The sequence below is a fragment of the Labrenzia sp. CP4 genome (assembly GCF_001579905.1).
GTDB classification, from domain to species: Bacteria; Pseudomonadota; Alphaproteobacteria; order Rhizobiales; family Stappiaceae; genus Roseibium; species Roseibium algicola.
Map to the genome: position 1 here is coordinate 687747 of NZ_CP011927.1, position 16334 is coordinate 704080.

The window sequence follows — 16334 nt, forward strand, 5'->3', positions numbered from 1 at the left end:
TTCCAGACGGCTTGTGCCAGCGTTTGCGATTAATTCGCCGGTTCGAAAACCACCTTGCCAGGCGGGACGATGACCCAGTTGACCGTGACGTCGGGAATGCTGCCGGAGGTCTGGTAGGCGAACGTTCGCGACCCTTCGCGGACAGCATCCGGATAATAGCGGCGGATTTCCTCAATCGGTGTTTCCCGGTCGCCTCGCCAGACGATCATCAGACCCTTTTCCTGGACATCCTTAGGGTCAATCCAGGGGCTGAGGGTCCGGTCATGCAGATAAAACATCGACGGGCGGCTGGCGGCCTGTGTGGTGACGTTGGCTGCCGACCACATATCGCCGGCCACATAGGCAAGATCGGTGCCCATGCGCTCCTTCCAGACGCGTGCCATGTCTTCGGCGATCGCCTTGCCGGGATAGTGGAGCCGGGTCTGCTTGTGTTTCCAGTGCGGCTCCAGAACCGCCTGCCCGAACAGGATGCCCAGGAAAATCGCCTGGATCGCAACGGCGGCAACGAAGGCGCGGGCGGGAAAGGGCCAGAGTTGCGGTAGTGCCAGAAACCGCACCGCCAGGATGCCGGACAGCACGAACATGGGCGTGCCCCACATGTGTTCGAACTCGTTGCCGGTAACGGCTGATGCAATCAGAACAACTGCAAGCGGCAGAACGGCAAACCAGAGCAGAAAGCGGTCGGAAGGTGTGGCCAGGGGCGTGGCCGCTTCGCGCCTGCGCAGTCGAACCTGTTTCAGGCCGTGCCAGCCAAGACCGGCCAGAAGCACAAGGAACAGGCCGGCGTGATTGCCGATCTGAGCTGCCAGGAAGTTCAGCGGATTGAACAGATGGTCGACAAAACCGTCTGCCGGATTGCTGCGGCTGGCGGCGTAACGCAATGTCAGGAAATCCGTTTCCAGAAGCCATGCCGCGTGTGGCACCAGCAGGGCAAGGCAGACGGCTATCGTCACCCAGGGGCCCGGGCGCAGGATATGCCGCCGGGCATCGGCGAAGACCAGCGCGTAAAGTCCGATTGCACCGATCAGGAGCAGCACGAAATATTTCGTGTAAAGGCCGAAGGCGGCGAGGGTGCCAAGCAGGACCCAGTCGAGCAGGCGGCCTTTGTCCACTGCCCGGTGAAACAGCAGCATCATGCCTGCCCAGATGGGGATCTGCAGGATGTTCGGGTTGAATTCCGGCAGGGGCAGCGTGAAGTAGAAGGTTACGCTGGTCAGCACGAGAGACCAGAAGGACTGCTGGCCTGAAAGTCCGAGACGGCGAGCGAGCCGCCAGATGAACAGATAGCCAAGGGCAACCGAAAGCGCGCTCAGCCAGTACCCGCCACTGAGGCCTCCCGTGAGACGATAGGTGAGCTCCAGAAGCCAGGCCTGCATCGGTGGATGTTTGGTATATCCGAGCTGAAGTTCCCGGCCCCAGGCAAAGCCTTCAACCACGTCGAGTGGCGGGTTGGGAAAGGTCAGGGCCGGTATCAGGGCATAAAGCAGGCAGAGGCCGCCAGCGTAATAGAGGGCCGCCCTTGAAGGAGCGTTTTCGATCAGACGTATCAAGGGTCAGGTCTCGGCTGGATGGTGCGAGAAGGCCCAGAGCCGGGCTCCGGCAAAGGAAAGGGCTGGCACGATCGCGATGGAAAACAGGAGGCCGATGAGATCAGGCCAGGGGGTCAGCGTCAGCCACAGGGCCAGAACGGTGGTGTTCAGCAGGAAGCCGGAGACGGCAATCACCAGGAACCGCACCATGCTTCTGATTGCGGTGCCCTTCCGGCGCAGGTGCGAGAAGCTCCAGAAATAGTGACCGGTGAAAGAGACACAGAAGGCGACCAGGAAGCCGCAGATATTGGCCGGATAGGCCGGAAGCATTCCAGATTGCAGCAGGCTGCCCGCCACAATGGCATGGGTCAGCGTCGCCAGCACGCCGATCACGGCGAATTTTCCGGCGGCAGCGGTTTCCGTCTTCAGCTTGCCATGGCGAATTTCAGGCGCCATTGGCGGCGTCGTCCGTTTGCTTTGCGGATGGAGGTGTGTTGCCGCCTTCGATGACATCCTGAACGATGAAGACCGGCCGCTGTTTCGCTTCGTTGAAAAGCCGCGCCACATATTCGCCGATCATGCCGATCGACAGCAGTTGCACACCCGAGAAGAACAGAAGCGCGACCATCAGCGATGCGTAGCCCGGGAGATCGATGCCTTCGATGAGGACGCGTAGCGTCAGATAAAGCGCATAGGTGAAGGCGCCGACAGAGATCAGGGCGCCGCCATAGAACCAGACCCGTAGCGGCAGCGTTGTGAAGCCCGTGAGGCCGTCCAGCGCAAAGTTCCAGAGCTTCCAGTAATTGAACTTGCCAGCCCCCGCGAGGCGAGGGGGGCGCTCATAGGGCAGTGCCATGGCCGGAAACCCGACCCAGGCAAACAACCCCTTCATGAAGCGATTGCGTTCCGGCAGGCGCAGCAATGCATCGATAACGCAGCGGTCGATCAGACGGAAGTCGCCGGCGTTCGCGGGCATGTCGATATTGGCCAGGCGGTTGAACAGGCTGTAGAACATGCCCGCCGTGGACCGCTTCATGAGCGTGTCGGAAGACCGGTCGACCCTGAGGCCGTAGACGACATCATAGCCCGCGCGCCATCCGTCCAGCATCTGCAGAATGAGCTCCGGCGGGTCCTGCAGGTCAGCATCGATGATGACACCGATGTCTCCTTTCGCCGCCTCGAGCCCTGCGGAAAGAGCAGCTTCCTTGCCGAAATTGCGGGAAAGGCCCAGAAGCCGTCCCGGCAGGCCGTTTGCAAGCTCCTCCGACAGGATGTCCGCGGTCCTGTCACGGCTGCCGTCATCTATGAAAACATATTCGTAACGAAGGCCGCTTCGCTCGAGCACCGGCCGGGTCGCCCGCAGGAAGTGGAGGATGACTTCCTCTTCGTTAAAGACCGGTACGATGACGCTGAGCAGCGGTGCCTGCGGGCGGGCGTTTTCCCGCCGGGTGACATAGACAGTGTTAGCCGCTTTGGTGTGCATGAACATTCGTTAGCCGGTTGAAGTCGGCGGCAACCTGCCGGAATTTCACGAAAAAGGCCAGCCCTTTGACGAGGCTGGCCTTCTTGATGGTCAATTGTTCAGACTGCCGTCAGACAAGCACGCCGTGGCAGTGCTTGAACTTCTTGCCGGAGCCGCAAGGGCAGGCCTCGTTGCGGCCGACCTTGCCCCAGGTCGCAGGGTCTTCCGGGTCACGCTGCGCCGGAGGTACCGGAAGCTGGGCGTCCGCCATGGCCATCTCGTCTTCCCCGGTCAGGGGATTGATGTGATGAGCATGCATTTCCGGCTCGGCCGGCATCTGCGGTGCCTGTTCCGTTACCAGTTCGACCCGCATCAGCTGCGCGGTCGTCATCTGGCGCAGCTGGGTCAGCATGGATTCAAACAGCGTGAACGCTTCGGTCTTGTATTCCTGCAGCGGGTCGCGCTGGGCGTAACCACGGAAGCCGACGACAGACCTCAGGTGATCGAGATTGGCCAGGTGCTCGCGCCACAGGTTGTCGAGCGTCTGCAGCAGCACGGCCTTTTCGACCTGACGCATGATGTCCGGGCTGTATTTGGCGACCTTCTGCGCCATGCCGGCGTCGGCCGCCTTGCGCAGGCGATCCTTGACCTCTTCGTCGGCAATACCTTCCTCGGCCGCCCAATCCTTGATCGGCAGATCCAGGTTCAGATACTTGCGGACTTCTTCCTGAAGGCCTTCGGTATCCCACTGCTCCGGATAGGCGCGCTCGGGAATATGCGCGGATACAAGATCGTCGATCACGTCGTGACGCATGTCGGAAACCGCGTCCTGGATCGCTTCACTGTCCATCAGCTCGATACGCTGATCGAAGACCACCTTGCGCTGGTCGTTCATCACGTCATCGAATTTCAGCAGGTTCTTGCGGATGTCGAAGTTGCGTGCCTCGACCTTCTGCTGAGCTTTTTCAAGTGCCTTGTTGATCCATGGGTGGATGATGGCTTCGCCTTCTTCCAGTCCGAGTTTCTGCAGCATGGAATCCATGCGCTCGGACCCGAAGATGCGCATCAGGTCATCCTGCAGGGACAGGAAAAACTTGGAATGGCCCGGGTCGCCCTGGCGGCCGGAACGGCCACGCAGCTGGTTGTCGATGCGGCGGCTCTCGTGACGCTCGGTGCCGATGACATAAAGACCGCCGGCCGCAAGCGCCTTCTGCTTCATGTCCTCGACTTCGGCGCGGATCTGCGCTTCCCTGGCGCTGCGCTCTTCGCCTTCCGGCATGTCGCCCAGTTCCATGGCGATCTGCATGTCGGCGTTGCCGCCGAGCTGAATGTCCGTACCGCGGCCGGCCATGTTGGTGGCAATGGTCACGGCACCCGGCAGACCGGCCTGGGCAACGATGAATGCTTCCTGCTCGTGGTAGCGCGCGTTGAGAACCGCGAAGACCTTGGTCTTGCCGCCTTCGTTCTTCTGCGCGGCGGCAAAGGCAGCCGGATCGCTGAGATCGATCTGCTTGTAGCCGTGCTTCTTGAGCATCTCGGCAAGATATTCGGACTTCTCGATCGACGTGGTGCCGACCAAGATCGGCTGGGCGCGCTGCTTGCAGTCGTCGATCAGCTTGACGATGGCCTGGAATTTTTCCTGAACGGTCCGGTAGACCTCGTCGTCGTCATCGATACGCTTGACGGAAACGTTGGTCGGAATCTCGACCACTTCCAGCTTGTAGATGTCGGCGAATTCGTCGGCTTCGGTGGACGCGGTACCGGTCATGCCGGCCAGCTTGCCGTACATGCGGAAATAGTTCTGGAACGTGATGGAGGCCAGCGTCTGGTTTTCCGGCTGGATGCGCACTTTCTCGCGGGCTTCCAGGGCCTGGTGCAGGCCTTCGGAGAAACGGCGGCCCGGCATCATGCGGCCGGTGAACTCGTCGATGATGACCACTTCGTCGTTGCGGACGATGTAATCCTTGTCGCGCTGGAACAGCTTGTGCGCCTTCAGCGCCTGCTGCAGATGGTGCACGATGGCGACGTTCTCGACGTCATAGAGCGAATCGCCTTTCAGCAGGCCGGCTTCGCCCAGCAGCTTTTCCAGCTTCTCGTTACCGGCTTCGGTGAAGGTGGTCGAACGCTGTTTTTCGTCGAGCTCGTAATCTTCTTCAGTCAGATGCGGAATGAAGGCGTCGACCGAATTGTAGAACTCGGAGCGATCTTCCAGCGGACCGGAAATGATCAGAGGCGTACGGGCTTCGTCGATCAGGATCGAATCCACTTCATCGACGATGGCATAGGCATGTCCGCGCTGAACCATGGACTGGCGGTCATGCTTCATGTTGTCGCGGAGATAATCGAAGCCGAATTCGTTGTTCGTGCCGTAGGTGACGTCAGCGGCGTAGGCTGCCCGGCGTTCCTCGTCGCTCAGGCCGTGGGTGATACAGCCGACGCTGAGGCCGAGGAATTTGTAGACCTGACCCATCCAGTCGCTGTCGCGCTGTGCCAGGTAGTCGTTGACGGTAACGACGTGAACGCCGTTACCGGTCAAGGCGTTGAGATAGACCGGGGCGGTCGCCACAAGTGTCTTGCCCTCACCGGTGCGCATTTCTGCAATCTGTCCGGAATTGAGGACCATGCCGCCGATGAGCTGCACGTCGTAGTGTCGCTGACCAAGTGCCCTGCGGGCCGCTTCGCGGACGGTGGCGAACGCGGGAACCAAGAGATCATCGACGCTTGCGCCGTTTTTCAGCTGGTTTCGGAACTCGTCGGTCTTGGCTCTGAGAGCGTCGTCCGAAAGAGCCTGGATCTCAGACTCCAGGGCGTTGATCTGTTCGACCTTTGCCCGAAATGTCTTCACCTTCCGGTCGTTCGCCGAACCGAAAATCTTACGTGCTAAAGCGCCAAGGCCAGCCATGTGGCGGTCCTTCCCTACCGGGCGGCGCCAACTGGCAAAGAGGCGCCTGCCCATGAAATCGTCTCAATTGCTGTCCACGTTGCCGCCTGGCGCAGAGCGCTGGCCGGCATTCGCGGCCGAAAAGATGCCTTCCCGGCGCTACGGCCAGGACGCCCGACAGATAAGAGGGGGCTGAATGCTTGTCAACGCCGCAGGAATGCGCAATGTAGCCACGCCCCTGCAAGACAGGGGAAAGAAAGATTACTGTTCCGATACGTAAAGGACTACTCATGTTCCGAATTTCGATGCGCAGGCCGGCTCAGGCGCTTGCCGTTTCTCTCCTGGCGCTGTCGCTCGGATCCACCGTTCTGTCCGCTGCAGAACCGGACGATGTGGTCGCGAAAGTTGGCGACACGGAAATCACCGAAGCCGATCTCGCCTTTGCTGCGCAGGACCTGGGCAAGGAATTGCAGCGGTTTCCGCCGGCACAGTGGCGCAAGCTTCTTCTGGACGTCATGGTCGACATGGAACTGATGGCGCATGCTGCTCGTGAAGATGGCCTGGACAAGGATCCGGACTTCGAGCGCCAGCTCGACTTCCTGAAACTGCGTGCCTTGCGGAACGCTTACCTTGCCCAGAAAATCGACGGTGCAGTGACCGACGAAGAGGTTCAGGCGGCATACGACAAGGAATTCGCCGACTTCGAAGGTCCGGAAGAAATCAACGCCCGTCACATCCTGGTGAAGGAAAAGGCTGAAGCTGAAGCTCTTATTGCCGAACTGGACGGTGGCGCGGACTTCGCTGAACTGGCTCGCGAAAAATCTACTGGTCCGTCCGGTCCCAATGGCGGCAGCCTGGGATACTTCGTTAAGGGTCAGATGGTTCCGCCGTTCGAGGCTGCGGCTTTTGCGCTGGAGCCGGGTACCTACACCAAGGAGCCTGTCGAAACCCAGTTCGGCTGGCACGTGATCAAGCTTGAAGACAAGCGTCGTCAGGAAAAGCCGGCGTTCGAGGAAGTCGCAAACGGTCTGCGCCAGCAGCTGATGCGCGAGCGCTATGACGCCCGCATGGCCGAGCTGAAGGATCAGGTTGCAGTCGAAATCCTCGATGAAGCCCTGGCCAAGTCCGAAGAAGAAGGTGCTGCTGCCGAAGACGGTGCGGCCAAGACCGAATAAGGCAAACGCTGCCTGAAACCAGAAAGCCCGGCAGTCAGACTGCCGGGCTTTTTTGCAGCCCTTGTGCACCACGCCCGAAAAGGCTTGAAAAGGCTTGCCTTTGTCCCATGCTTACGGCAAGAGCATCCAGTGTTCAGGCGAGCGCTGACAAGGTGCTCGCACGCATTTGAATGGATCAATGTCCGGACGGTCAAACGATCTCGATTGAGCGCCCGTTGATCCGGAACTTTGTATCATCTGACCGGGACCGCCTTGATGTCGACCACCGTATCTCCCCTTGCACCCAAGTCCTATCCCGAGATGCCGGAGATCGAGGGTGTTCAGTTCGCGACCGCCTCTGCCGGGATCAAGTACAAGGGCCGGACCGACGTCCTGCTGGCAACGGTTGCCGAGGGAACGGCCGTCGCAGGGGTTTTCACCCGTTCCAAGTGTTCTTCCGCGCCGGTTGACTGGTGCAAGGCTCGGGTCGGTGGCGGCAAGGCCCGCGCGCTTCTGGTCAATTCCGGCAATGCCAATGCCTTTACCGGCAAGAAGGGCAAGGCAGCTGTTGAACTGTCTGCCGAAATCGTCTCCAGGGAGCTTGGCTGCAGCGAAGGTGAAATCTTCCTGGCATCAACCGGCGTGATCGGCGAACCGCTTCCGGCGGACAAGTTTTCCGGTGTCATCGGAGAATTGAAGGCCAACCAGGGCAGCGCGAGCTGGCTGGATGCCGCCAAGGCGATCATGACCACTGACACTTATCCGAAGGTCTCCACTGCAAGCGTTGAACTGGATGGTGTTACCGTGACGATCAACGGCATTGCCAAGGGCGCGGGGATGATTGCGCCGGACATGGCCACCATGCTGTCGTTCATCTATACCGACGCTCCGATCGCTCCGTCAGTTCTTCAGGCTCTGCTCAGCGGGGAAGTCGACGGCAGCTTTAACGCGGTGACCGTCGACAGCGATACGTCCACCTCCGATACGGTTCTTCTGTTCGCGACCGGTGCAGCCGGCAAAAAGGGCGTGGAGAGCGTTGCCTCGCTCGATGATCCGCGCGTCGACGTGCTGAGGGCCGCTCTTGGTGACGTCATGCTGGACCTTTCCCATCAGATCGTCCGCGACGGTGAAGGCGCACGCAAATTCGTGGAAGTGCGGGTTGAAGGTGCCGAATGCGATGGGTCCGCAAAGCGGATCGCGCTGTCGATTGCCAATTCGCCGCTGGTCAAGACGGCAATCGCCGGCGAAGACGCCAACTGGGGCCGCGTCGTCATGGCCGTCGGCAAGGCTGGTGAGCCGGCCGACCGCGACAAGCTGGCCATCTGGTTCGGCGATGTGCGGGTGGCCGTGGAAGGTGAGCGCGATCCAGACTACAGCGAAGCGGCCGCCTCTGCCGTGATGGAGCAGGAAGACATTGTCATCCGGGTCGATCTCGGTCTCGGCAGCGGCCAGGCGGCGGTCTGGACCTGTGATCTCACCAAGGAATATGTCGCCATTAATGGCGACTACCGGAGCTAAGTATCCCTAGCAGTTCTGACGGTACTGCCCGCAAACGTGCTTAACCGCGCGTTAATTCAGCGTATCAGGATTGGACAATCTGCCAATGACCAAGATCGTGCTCGTCGCCGCTTGCGCCCTTGTGGATGCGGATGGCCGCATTCTTCTGGCGCAACGGCCCGAAGGCAAATCCATGGCCGGACTGTGGGAATTCCCCGGCGGCAAGGTCGAGCAAGGTGAGCGTCCCGAGGAGACGCTGATACGCGAGCTGGAGGAAGAGCTCGGCATTGAAGTTAACGAAGCGTGTCTGGCGCCACTTACTTTTGCCAGCCACTCTTACGAAGATTTTCACCTACTTATGCCATTGTTCATTTGCCGAAGGTGGAATGGAACTCCACTCGGCAAGGAAGGCCAGGCGTTGAAATGGGTGCGGGCTGTCAGGCTGAGGGATTATCCGATGCCTGCCGCTGATGAACCTCTGATACCCCATCTCCTGGATGCCGTCTAAGCCCGTTTGTTCAAACCCCCGGGGGGCACATGCCGTTTCGATTTCAAACCGTCGCAGACCGCATGTTGCAGGCCTTTCGCCGGGGAAGAGCTTTCGGAGATGACGAGCACGGCGCGACCATGATCGAATACGGCCTGATTGTCGGTTTCATCAGCATTGTCGTGCTGGTCGCCATGACCGCTATCGGTACTGCCATGCGCACCGATATCTTCGGAACAATTTCGACTGCTCTGCAAGGTGTGCTCGGTTCCAGCTGATCCGGGCCGTTAGGCTACGCCTAGTCGCCTATTTTCCGTTCCTGAACGCCAAGCGCGTCTGCGAGCCGTGTCTTGGCCGAGCCTGGGCGCAATGGTTTCTGCTGGCTTTCATGCGGCGCCCAGCCCGACAGGGTTACCAGTGAAAATGTTGCCCGGATCCTGCCGTCCGCATCGGCGTGGTTCTGCGCATAAAGTTGGGCCGCACGCAGCAGTACCTGCCGAGACAGCGGCTTTCTGCTGCGGTCTTTCAACACGGATGTTGCACCCATGGCCCTGAGATCCGCCAGCAGTGCGAACATCGTGTCGTAGCGCACCGTCAGACTGTCCAGATCCGTCACCGGCAGCGCAAAGCCTGCCCTTTGAAGCAGGCTGCCGAGGTCGCGCGTGTCCGCAAACGGCAACACCCTTGCAGCCGCACCGCCTTTTACTTCCAGCTCAGCCCGCGTGAGGCTGTCGCGCAGCTCGCTCAAGGTGCCGGCTCCGGGCAAGGTTGCCAGAAAAAGGCCGTCCGGTTTCAAGGCACGGCGGAGCTGTACCAGTGTGCCCGGCAGGTCGTTGACGAATTGGAGGTTGAGAGCGGAGACGATCAGATCCACCGACTGGTCGCCAAAGGGGATCAGGGCGTCATCGAAGACAAGGTCGGGTGCAGCAAGACTCGGGTCGGCAGCAAACAGATCTGCGCGCAACACGAGGTCAGCCTTGCCGGACTGCCGGATTGCTTCGCTCACGTGAGCGCAGTGTCCGCCGAGATCGACAGCAATCGGAAACCGCCGATTGACCAGCAGCAGGCGGTCCTGCAGATCTTCGCTGACGGCTTTCAGCAGAAAGTCCGCGCCCGGTTTGGCAGCCATCAGCGCCCGCAGGCGGCAGGTGCGGAAGAAGGAGCGGTCGAAGAGATCTGGTTGTGCGGTCACGGCAATTCCGGTTGTCATCGAACTTATCGCGGTCACATATGGTATCCGTCCGCCAAGGTCAAAGGCGCAAGGGTCGCGCCAGGCGGCTTGCGGAGCAGGCATCCAGAAAGTTCCGGCCGGTTCCTGCTTGTTTGGGCTGGCCAGATTTGTGTTTTCAGTGCCAAGGTATTCCTCAGTTTGAAGAATTATTCCTGTCGGGTGCCATTGGGGAGCGGTTTTGCGAAGCCTTGCGATGAACATTGCCGGCCTGCCGGAAGTCGCGGCGCGATTTGCGCTCGATTTCGTGCTGCCGCAGCGCTGCTTCAGTTGCGATGCACGGGTGTCCGAGCAGACGGGATTGTGCGCGGAATGCTGGTCCCGGATGCCGTTCCTGGAGCGGCCCTGGTGTGAGCGGCTCGGTATTCCTTTCTCCTATGATGTCGGCGACGGTGCCTGGAGCCCGCAGGCGATCGCCTCGCCGCCTGTGTTCGACAGGTTGCGGGCGGTCGCCTTTTATGATGGTCCTGCCCGGCAGATGGTGCATGCGCTGAAGTTTTCCGGGCGGCGGGAACTTGCCCGTCCGATGGCACGCTGGATGGCGCGTTCCGGCAATGAACTTCTGAGCAGGGACAGCCTGCTGGTGCCGGTGCCGCTGCACTGGATGCGACTGCTGCAGCGCCGGTTCAACCAGGCGGCAGATCTGGCGAAGGAAGTTGCCCGCGAATGCGGTGGTCAGTTCGAACCGCAGGTCCTCAGGCGGCAAAAGCGTACACGCCGGCAGGTTGGCCTGTCAGCCAAGGACCGCCACAAGAATGTCCGCTCGGCTTTCAAGGTCGATGGTGGCCGGGCCGATCTGGTTCAGGGGCGTCACGTTGTGTTGATCGATGATGTGCTGACGACCGGCTCAACGGTGTCGGCCTGCTGTAAATGCCTGCTTTCTTCAGGGGCAGCTTCCGTCGACGTGCTCACATTCGCGCAAGTCGACCCTGCTTTGCGCTCGGGCAACACGACCTGATCCCGACGGTCTTCCTCTTGAGTTTTCGCCGCGCGCTCGCATATAACGCCCGGATTTGGTGTGCGGCGGTGCGGGAAAAAGCGTGCAGCTGCCAAAAAGCAAGGAAAAGACCTGATGGCTGAAGTGGTGATCTATACGCGCCAGCTCTGCGGCTTCTGCACGGCGGCCAAGCGGCTGCTGGACAAGAAAGGCGTTGCCTACACGGAACACGATGCCACGTTCGATCCAGGCCTGCGCAAGGAAATGGTGCAGAAGGCCAATGGTCATTCAACGTTCCCGCAGGTCTTCGTCGGCAAAACCCATGTGGGCGGCTGCGACGATCTTCACGATCTGGAACGGGCAGGTAAACTGGACGCATTGCTCGCGTCCTGATTTACTGAACGAACAATCTTACCTACCAGGACGGAGACAGCGGTCGGATGACCTCATTCACGGCAGCATGCATTCAGCTGCGCAGCGGCAAGACGATTTCGGACAACGCCGATGCTGCGGAAAACCTGATCCGGGCAGCGGCAAAGGATGGCGCGCAATTCGTTCAAACGCCTGAAATGTCCAATGTTCTGGTGCGCAGCCGCGAAGAACTGCTGGAGCGGATTTCCGATGCCGAAGACGACCTGTTCCTGAAAAGAGCACGTGCGCTTGCAGCCGAGCTTGGCATCTATCTGCATCTGGGGTCGCTGGCCGTGCTTGCCGGCAACGGCAAAGTCGCCAACCGTGCCTTTCTGATCGGGCCTGACGGCAAGATCCTTGCGACCTACGACAAGATCCACATGTTCGACGTGGACCTGCCAAATGGCGAAAGCTGGCGCGAGTCCGCAACCTATGAACCTGGAACACAGACGGTCATCGCGGATCTGCCCTTTGCCAAGGTCGGCATGGCTGTCTGTTACGATATAAGATTTCCTGCGATTTTCCGGACCCAGGCTCGTCAGGGTGCACAGGTTCTGACGGGGCCGGCAGCCTTTACCCGCCAGACCGGGCAGGCGCATTGGCACGTACTGCAGCGCTCTCGCGCCATTGAAAACGGTGCCTACGTGATTTCGGCTGCACAGGGTGGCACGCATGAAGACGGGCGTGAAACCTACGGTCACAGCCTGATTGTCGACCCCTGGGGGGCCGTGATCGCCGAGATAGACAATGATGATCCCGGCTACGTTCTCGCCGAGATCGACACCAAGAAGGTTGCCGATGCGCGGGCGCGCATCCCTGCGATCGCCAACGAGCGGGATTTCGTCTGCTGTCACGCGGATGGTCTGAAGGAGATTTCGGCGTGATCAAATACACGCTCGTTTGCGACAGTGCACATTCCTTCGAAGGCTGGTTCCGCAATTCCGATGATTTCGACGCGCAGTGCGCGCGAAAACTGGTTGTCTGCCCGATCTGCGGAGCAACCAGCGTTCAGAAAGGTTTGATGGCGCCGGCAGTTTCGACCGCACGCAAGCGGGAAGCGCTTGTCGGTGCCGCGCAGGCGGAAATGCAGTCGGTGGCCGCAGCCACTGCCAACAAGGCCGATGCGCCGACGGCAGCTGCCTCGACCGAAATGCGCCCGTCCGCCCTGTTGCCGCAGGATGTGCAGCAGAAGGAAATCCTCGAAGCTCTTCGGCTGGTGCGTGCGCGTATCGTCGAAAGTTCGGAAAACGTCGGTCAGAATTTTGCGGCAGAAGCCCGCAAGATCCACTATGGCGAAGCTGAAGAACGCAGCATCTATGGCGAGACAACGCCCAAGGATGTCGAGGCATTGCTTGACGAGGGCATCCAGGTGTTCGCACTTCCTGAACTGCCTGACGACAAGAACTGAGTTCAGGCGGCTTTCAGCGTGAAGTTCGGAGCGTACCCAGGAAAGGGGCGGGAGCTTCGCGCCCGGGTTGCCGCCCTCTGCAATTTCCCTGCTGTAGCGATCTCTCAGCCGTTTCGCTGGAAGTTTAGTTTGCCGGGAAAGAGGCGTTTCTCTTTCGGTAGTCTCAGATGAAGATCACGTAAAAGAAGATATATTGCGTTTATGTAGTGGGATTGTTCCAAGAAATTTCTTACGTAGTGTTAATCATTGTTAATTATTTTGGATATTTAAAATTTACATCGACTTGGGAACTTTTTCGGGTTGTCGGTGTTGAATATTGAAACAAACATTTTTAATCATGATGCTGTGCCGAGGTTCCCGATGTCGATGACTGAGATGAACATGCCCGATACGATACGTGTAATGGTGGCGGAAGATGAGCCGCTGATCGCCTGGATGCTGGAAGATATCCTGTCTGGCATGGGTTTGCAGGTTGTCGGGCCATTCGCGACCGTTGCCGAGGCACGTTCTTGCGTGTCTTCAGAGCCGCCAGAGTTGGCACTTCTGGATGTCGATCTGGCCGATGGCGTTGTCTATCCGCTGGCCGACACGCTGCATGCTCAGCAAGTGCCGATCATCTTTCATACCGGTAATACGGACAAGGTGGACCTGAAGAATCGCTACGGAGGGGCTGAAGTCATTCCGAAGCCGTCCAACCCCAAGCGTTTGCAGATTGCCGTGGAAACGGCCCGGACGCTGCTCAAACGGGCGTAAACGGGCCCTTCAGAGTGCGCTTTGCTGATCGGTTTGGGGTCTGGCGTCTTCCTGGCATCCGAATTGTGAAGCTTTGCCGCGGCTTCACCGGGTGCCGGTGGAACCAGGCGCCTGGAATTTTTCCGTGACAACCAAAACGAAAACCTGCTTCAGCCCGGGCGGATGAAGCAGGTTAATCGGTATAGGGCCGGTCTGGCGAGGACGTCAGGGTTTCGCTGAAGCCGGCTTGCGCCGCGCTTGCGCCGGTTTCAGCGCAGCCTTGGTTTCTTCCAGGCTTTCTTCTGCAGCCTTGCTCATCTCGTTGACGCTTTCCATCGCCGTTTCATTGAGCTCTTCAACCACGGCGGCGCTTTCTGAAAAGCTGTCGCGGAAGAGGGCAGCCTGCTTTTCGAAATGGTCCTGATACTCGCTCGCCATTCTGGAATAGAAATCCTGCAGGGTTGCCATGGTTTCTTCCGGCGCGGCGCACTGGCTGAGGGACTTGGCGCATTCCATGTCCTGGTGCAGCCGGTGGCTGACGAAATTCATGTGGTCATCAAACGCCTTTTCGGCATGGGACCACATGGTCTTGCCCACTTTCTGGAAACTCGCGATGGCCTTGGCTTCAATTCGGTCTTCGCGCTCGGCAAACGCCCAGTTGGAAAAGGCAGGCATTGGCCATTCGGTTGGTGCCGGCCATTCCGGCAGCTTGGGCCATTCGGCCATCATGGCGCTGAAGTCGAAGGCACCTGTATTGCTTTTCGTCGGCATGAAAGATCCTCCGGTTGTTCGTGTGACGTCCTGCGGCTGGCCATGGCGTTCTTCGCCGGCTTGCCGTCCCCGGACCTGCGCATTCTGTCATTGCCAGCGCAGGGCCCCGCTCCAAAGGTGACGTAACTGTACCTTTGCATCAAGGCCAAGCTTTGACACGGATCAAATCGCATACCGATTCTTACGTAAAAGGCATTTGTGCCGCAGGTTTGTGCAGCCGATTTGCAGGCTTAAGGGCGATTGAGAAAATCGCGCAGTGTCGCGGTTACCTTTTCAGGGGCTTCAAGAGGCGACAGGTGCCCACTGCCTTGGATCACCGCCAATTCGCTTTGAGGAATGTGGTCGTGGATTTCCTGCGAGATTTCAACCGGTGTGAGCCGGTCGCCATCACCGACCAGCACAAGCGTGGGGCATGCGATTTCGCCGAGACGGGGACGGGAATCGATGCGGTTGATAAGCGCGGTCTGCTGGCGGATGAAGGCCTCGGGCCCGGTTTCCTGCGCCATCTCGACGACGATTGCCTTCAGCTCTTCGTCTTCCTCGCGCTTTTCATGAACGAACCCAGGGTAAAGCAGGTGGGGAACCTTGGAAAAGCCCTTCTTGCGAGTCAGGTCGATGAGGAACTGCCTGCGCTCCGACTGGTCGGGCGTATCTGGCCGGGAGTTGGTGTCCAGAAGGGCAAGCTTGCCAACCCGCTCCGGCGCTTCGCGCAGGATTTCCATGGCGACATAGCCGCCCATGGACAAGGCGATAAGGGAAAACCGCTCCGGTGCTTTTTCCAGGATGCTGGCGGCGATCGCCTTGATGCTGTCGTGTTCGCGGTGGTTTGCCACCATGATCGGTCGGTCGGCAAAGGCAACTATCTGCGGGGCGTAGAGCGCTTCAGTGCACAGAAGGCCCGGTACGAACAGGATCGGATCGCTCATCAGCTGTCTTTCGCCCGTTCCGCCAGCAGCATGTAGTTCACGTCCATGTCGCGCGATCTGGCCCAGGTGTCTGTCAGCGGATTGTAGGTGACGCCGCAACGGTCGATCATGGTGAGCCCGGCGGTCTGAAGCGGGCCTTCGATTTCGGAAGGGCGGACCAGCTTTTCGTAGGAATGTGTGCCCTTCGGCAACCAGCGCAGGACGTATTCGGCGCCGACGATGGCAAGTGCATAGGCTTTCAGCGTGCGATTGATGGTCGCGACGAACATCAGCCCGCCCGGACGGACCATTTGCGCGGTGGCCTCCAGGAACAGAGGTACATCGGCGACGTGCTCGACCACTTCCATGTTGAACACAACGTCGAAGGTCTCCCCCGCCGCTGCCAATGCTTCCGCGGTTTCTGCCCTGTAATCGATTTCGAGGCCGGAGGTCTTCATGTGAAGGCGGGCGATCTCGATGTTGGTTTCGGACGGGTCCGCGCCGACCATATCGGCACCAAGCCGTGCCATCGGTTCGCTCAACAGGCCGCCGCCACAGCCGATATCGAGGCAGCGCAGCCCCTTGAATGCGTCCGTGGTCTTCGGATCGCGGTCGAAATGCCGGCAGACATGTTCCTTGATGTAGCCCAGCCGCACCGGGCTGAACTTGTGCAAGGGCTTGAACTTGCCCGTCGGGTCCCACCACTCTTCTGCCATGGCGGAAAAGCGCGCGACTTCCTCGCTGTCGATCGTGCTTCTGGTTTCCTGAGCCCTGCCAGTCATCGGACGGTCCTTTCAAGAGCGTGAAGCGGCTTGGCGCTTCGCCTGGTCATTCAACGGTTCGAAGTCGTTCCAAGGTCTGAGACTATTTGTCAAGACACCCAGTTGCAGCAAAGGAACGCAGCCTGTATGCATGTGCGCCGATCCCAGAGG

General features: G+C 59.6%; 17 protein-coding genes. 9 read left to right on the forward strand and 8 right to left on the reverse strand.

Annotated elements, in window-relative coordinates:
- Positions 1-29: 29 nt before the first annotated feature.
- The 4 genes from ACP90_RS03365 to secA form a co-directional block, all read right to left on the reverse strand.
- Positions 30-1550 (reverse strand): glycosyltransferase family 39 protein, encoded by a 1521-nt coding sequence (locus ACP90_RS03365; RefSeq protein WP_208993447.1) that lies wholly within the window; start codon positions 1548-1550, stop codon positions 30-32.
- A gap of 3 nt (positions 1551-1553) precedes the next feature.
- Positions 1554-1985: a GtrA family protein gene (locus ACP90_RS03370; RefSeq protein WP_062486781.1), complete on the reverse strand. Its 432-nt coding sequence runs from the start codon at positions 1983-1985 to the stop codon at positions 1554-1556.
- Complete coding sequence (locus tag ACP90_RS03375) at positions 1975-3012, reverse strand: glycosyltransferase family 2 protein (RefSeq protein ID WP_208993448.1); 1038 nt, start codon at positions 3010-3012, stop codon at positions 1975-1977. Before ACP90_RS03375 ends, ACP90_RS03370 begins: the two co-directional genes overlap by 11 nt.
- Positions 3013-3121: 109 nt before the next feature.
- A complete protein-coding gene (secA, locus tag ACP90_RS03380; protein WP_062491312.1) occupies positions 3122-5893 on the reverse strand; it encodes a preprotein translocase subunit SecA in 2772 nt (923 codons plus the stop codon).
- A gap of 269 nt (positions 5894-6162) precedes the next feature.
- Between secA and ACP90_RS03385 the strand changes: the two genes are divergently transcribed.
- The 4 genes from ACP90_RS03385 to ACP90_RS03400 all read left to right on the forward strand — a co-directional run bounded on the left by ACP90_RS03385 (position 6163) and on the right by ACP90_RS03400 (position 9288).
- Entirely contained in the window at positions 6163-7047 is an 885-nt protein-coding gene (locus ACP90_RS03385; RefSeq protein WP_051990069.1) for a peptidylprolyl isomerase, read from the forward strand.
- Positions 7048-7302: 255 nt separating this feature from the next.
- Positions 7303-8544, forward strand: a complete 1242-nt coding sequence (gene argJ / locus ACP90_RS03390; protein ID WP_062486783.1) for a bifunctional glutamate N-acetyltransferase/amino-acid acetyltransferase ArgJ — start codon at positions 7303-7305, stop codon at positions 8542-8544.
- Between the two features lie 85 nt (positions 8545-8629).
- Positions 8630-9031, forward strand: coding sequence for an 8-oxo-dGTP diphosphatase MutT (gene mutT / locus ACP90_RS03395; protein WP_055659610.1), 402 nt, complete (start codon positions 8630-8632; stop codon positions 9029-9031).
- Between the two features lie 29 nt (positions 9032-9060).
- Positions 9061-9288, forward strand: coding sequence for a Flp family type IVb pilin (locus ACP90_RS03400; RefSeq protein ID WP_306355458.1), 228 nt, complete (start codon positions 9061-9063; stop codon positions 9286-9288).
- A gap of 20 nt (positions 9289-9308) precedes the next feature.
- Here the strand turns inward: ACP90_RS03400 and ACP90_RS03405 are convergent, their stop codons facing one another.
- Positions 9309-10139 carry a methyltransferase domain-containing protein gene (locus tag ACP90_RS03405; RefSeq protein WP_208993545.1) on the reverse strand — a complete coding sequence of 277 codons (831 nt, stop codon included), beginning with the start codon at positions 10137-10139 and terminating at the stop codon, positions 9309-9311.
- 295 nt (positions 10140-10434) lie between these two features.
- On the opposite strand from ACP90_RS03405, the gene ACP90_RS03410 reads away from it, so the two are divergent.
- The 5 genes from ACP90_RS03410 (at position 10435) to ACP90_RS03430 (ending at position 13747) form a co-directional block, all read left to right on the forward strand.
- Entirely contained in the window at positions 10435-11196 is a 762-nt protein-coding gene (locus ACP90_RS03410; RefSeq protein WP_062486785.1) for a ComF family protein, read from the forward strand.
- A 114-nt stretch (positions 11197-11310) separates the two neighbouring features.
- Complete coding sequence (grxC, locus tag ACP90_RS03415; protein WP_006932400.1) at positions 11311-11568, forward strand: glutaredoxin 3; 258 nt, start codon at positions 11311-11313, stop codon at positions 11566-11568.
- Positions 11569-11615: 47 nt separating this feature from the next.
- Positions 11616-12470: a carbon-nitrogen hydrolase family protein gene (locus ACP90_RS03420; RefSeq protein WP_062486787.1), complete on the forward strand. Its 855-nt coding sequence runs from the start codon at positions 11616-11618 to the stop codon at positions 12468-12470.
- Positions 12467-12994, forward strand: coding sequence for a DUF1178 family protein (locus ACP90_RS03425; protein WP_062486789.1), 528 nt, complete (start codon positions 12467-12469; stop codon positions 12992-12994). The genes ACP90_RS03420 and ACP90_RS03425 overlap by 4 nt, the downstream gene beginning before the upstream one ends.
- Before the next feature lie 360 nt (positions 12995-13354).
- Positions 13355-13747: a response regulator gene (locus ACP90_RS03430; RefSeq protein ID WP_062486791.1), complete on the forward strand. Its 393-nt coding sequence runs from the start codon at positions 13355-13357 to the stop codon at positions 13745-13747.
- A gap of 204 nt (positions 13748-13951) precedes the next feature.
- Here the strand turns inward: ACP90_RS03430 and ACP90_RS03435 are convergent, their stop codons facing one another.
- The 3 genes from ACP90_RS03435 to ubiG all read right to left on the reverse strand — a co-directional run bounded on the left by ACP90_RS03435 (position 13952) and on the right by ubiG (position 16184).
- Positions 13952-14497, reverse strand: coding sequence for a hypothetical protein (locus ACP90_RS03435; RefSeq protein ID WP_023002985.1), 546 nt, complete (start codon positions 14495-14497; stop codon positions 13952-13954).
- A 230-nt stretch (positions 14498-14727) separates the two neighbouring features.
- Complete coding sequence (locus ACP90_RS03440) at positions 14728-15423, reverse strand: alpha/beta hydrolase (RefSeq protein WP_062486793.1); 696 nt, start codon at positions 15421-15423, stop codon at positions 14728-14730.
- A complete protein-coding gene (gene ubiG, locus ACP90_RS03445; RefSeq protein WP_062486794.1) occupies positions 15423-16184 on the reverse strand; it encodes a bifunctional 2-polyprenyl-6-hydroxyphenol methylase/3-demethylubiquinol 3-O-methyltransferase UbiG in 762 nt (253 codons plus the stop codon). Before ubiG ends, ACP90_RS03440 begins: the two co-directional genes overlap by 1 nt.
- Positions 16185-16334 lie beyond the last annotated feature (150 nt).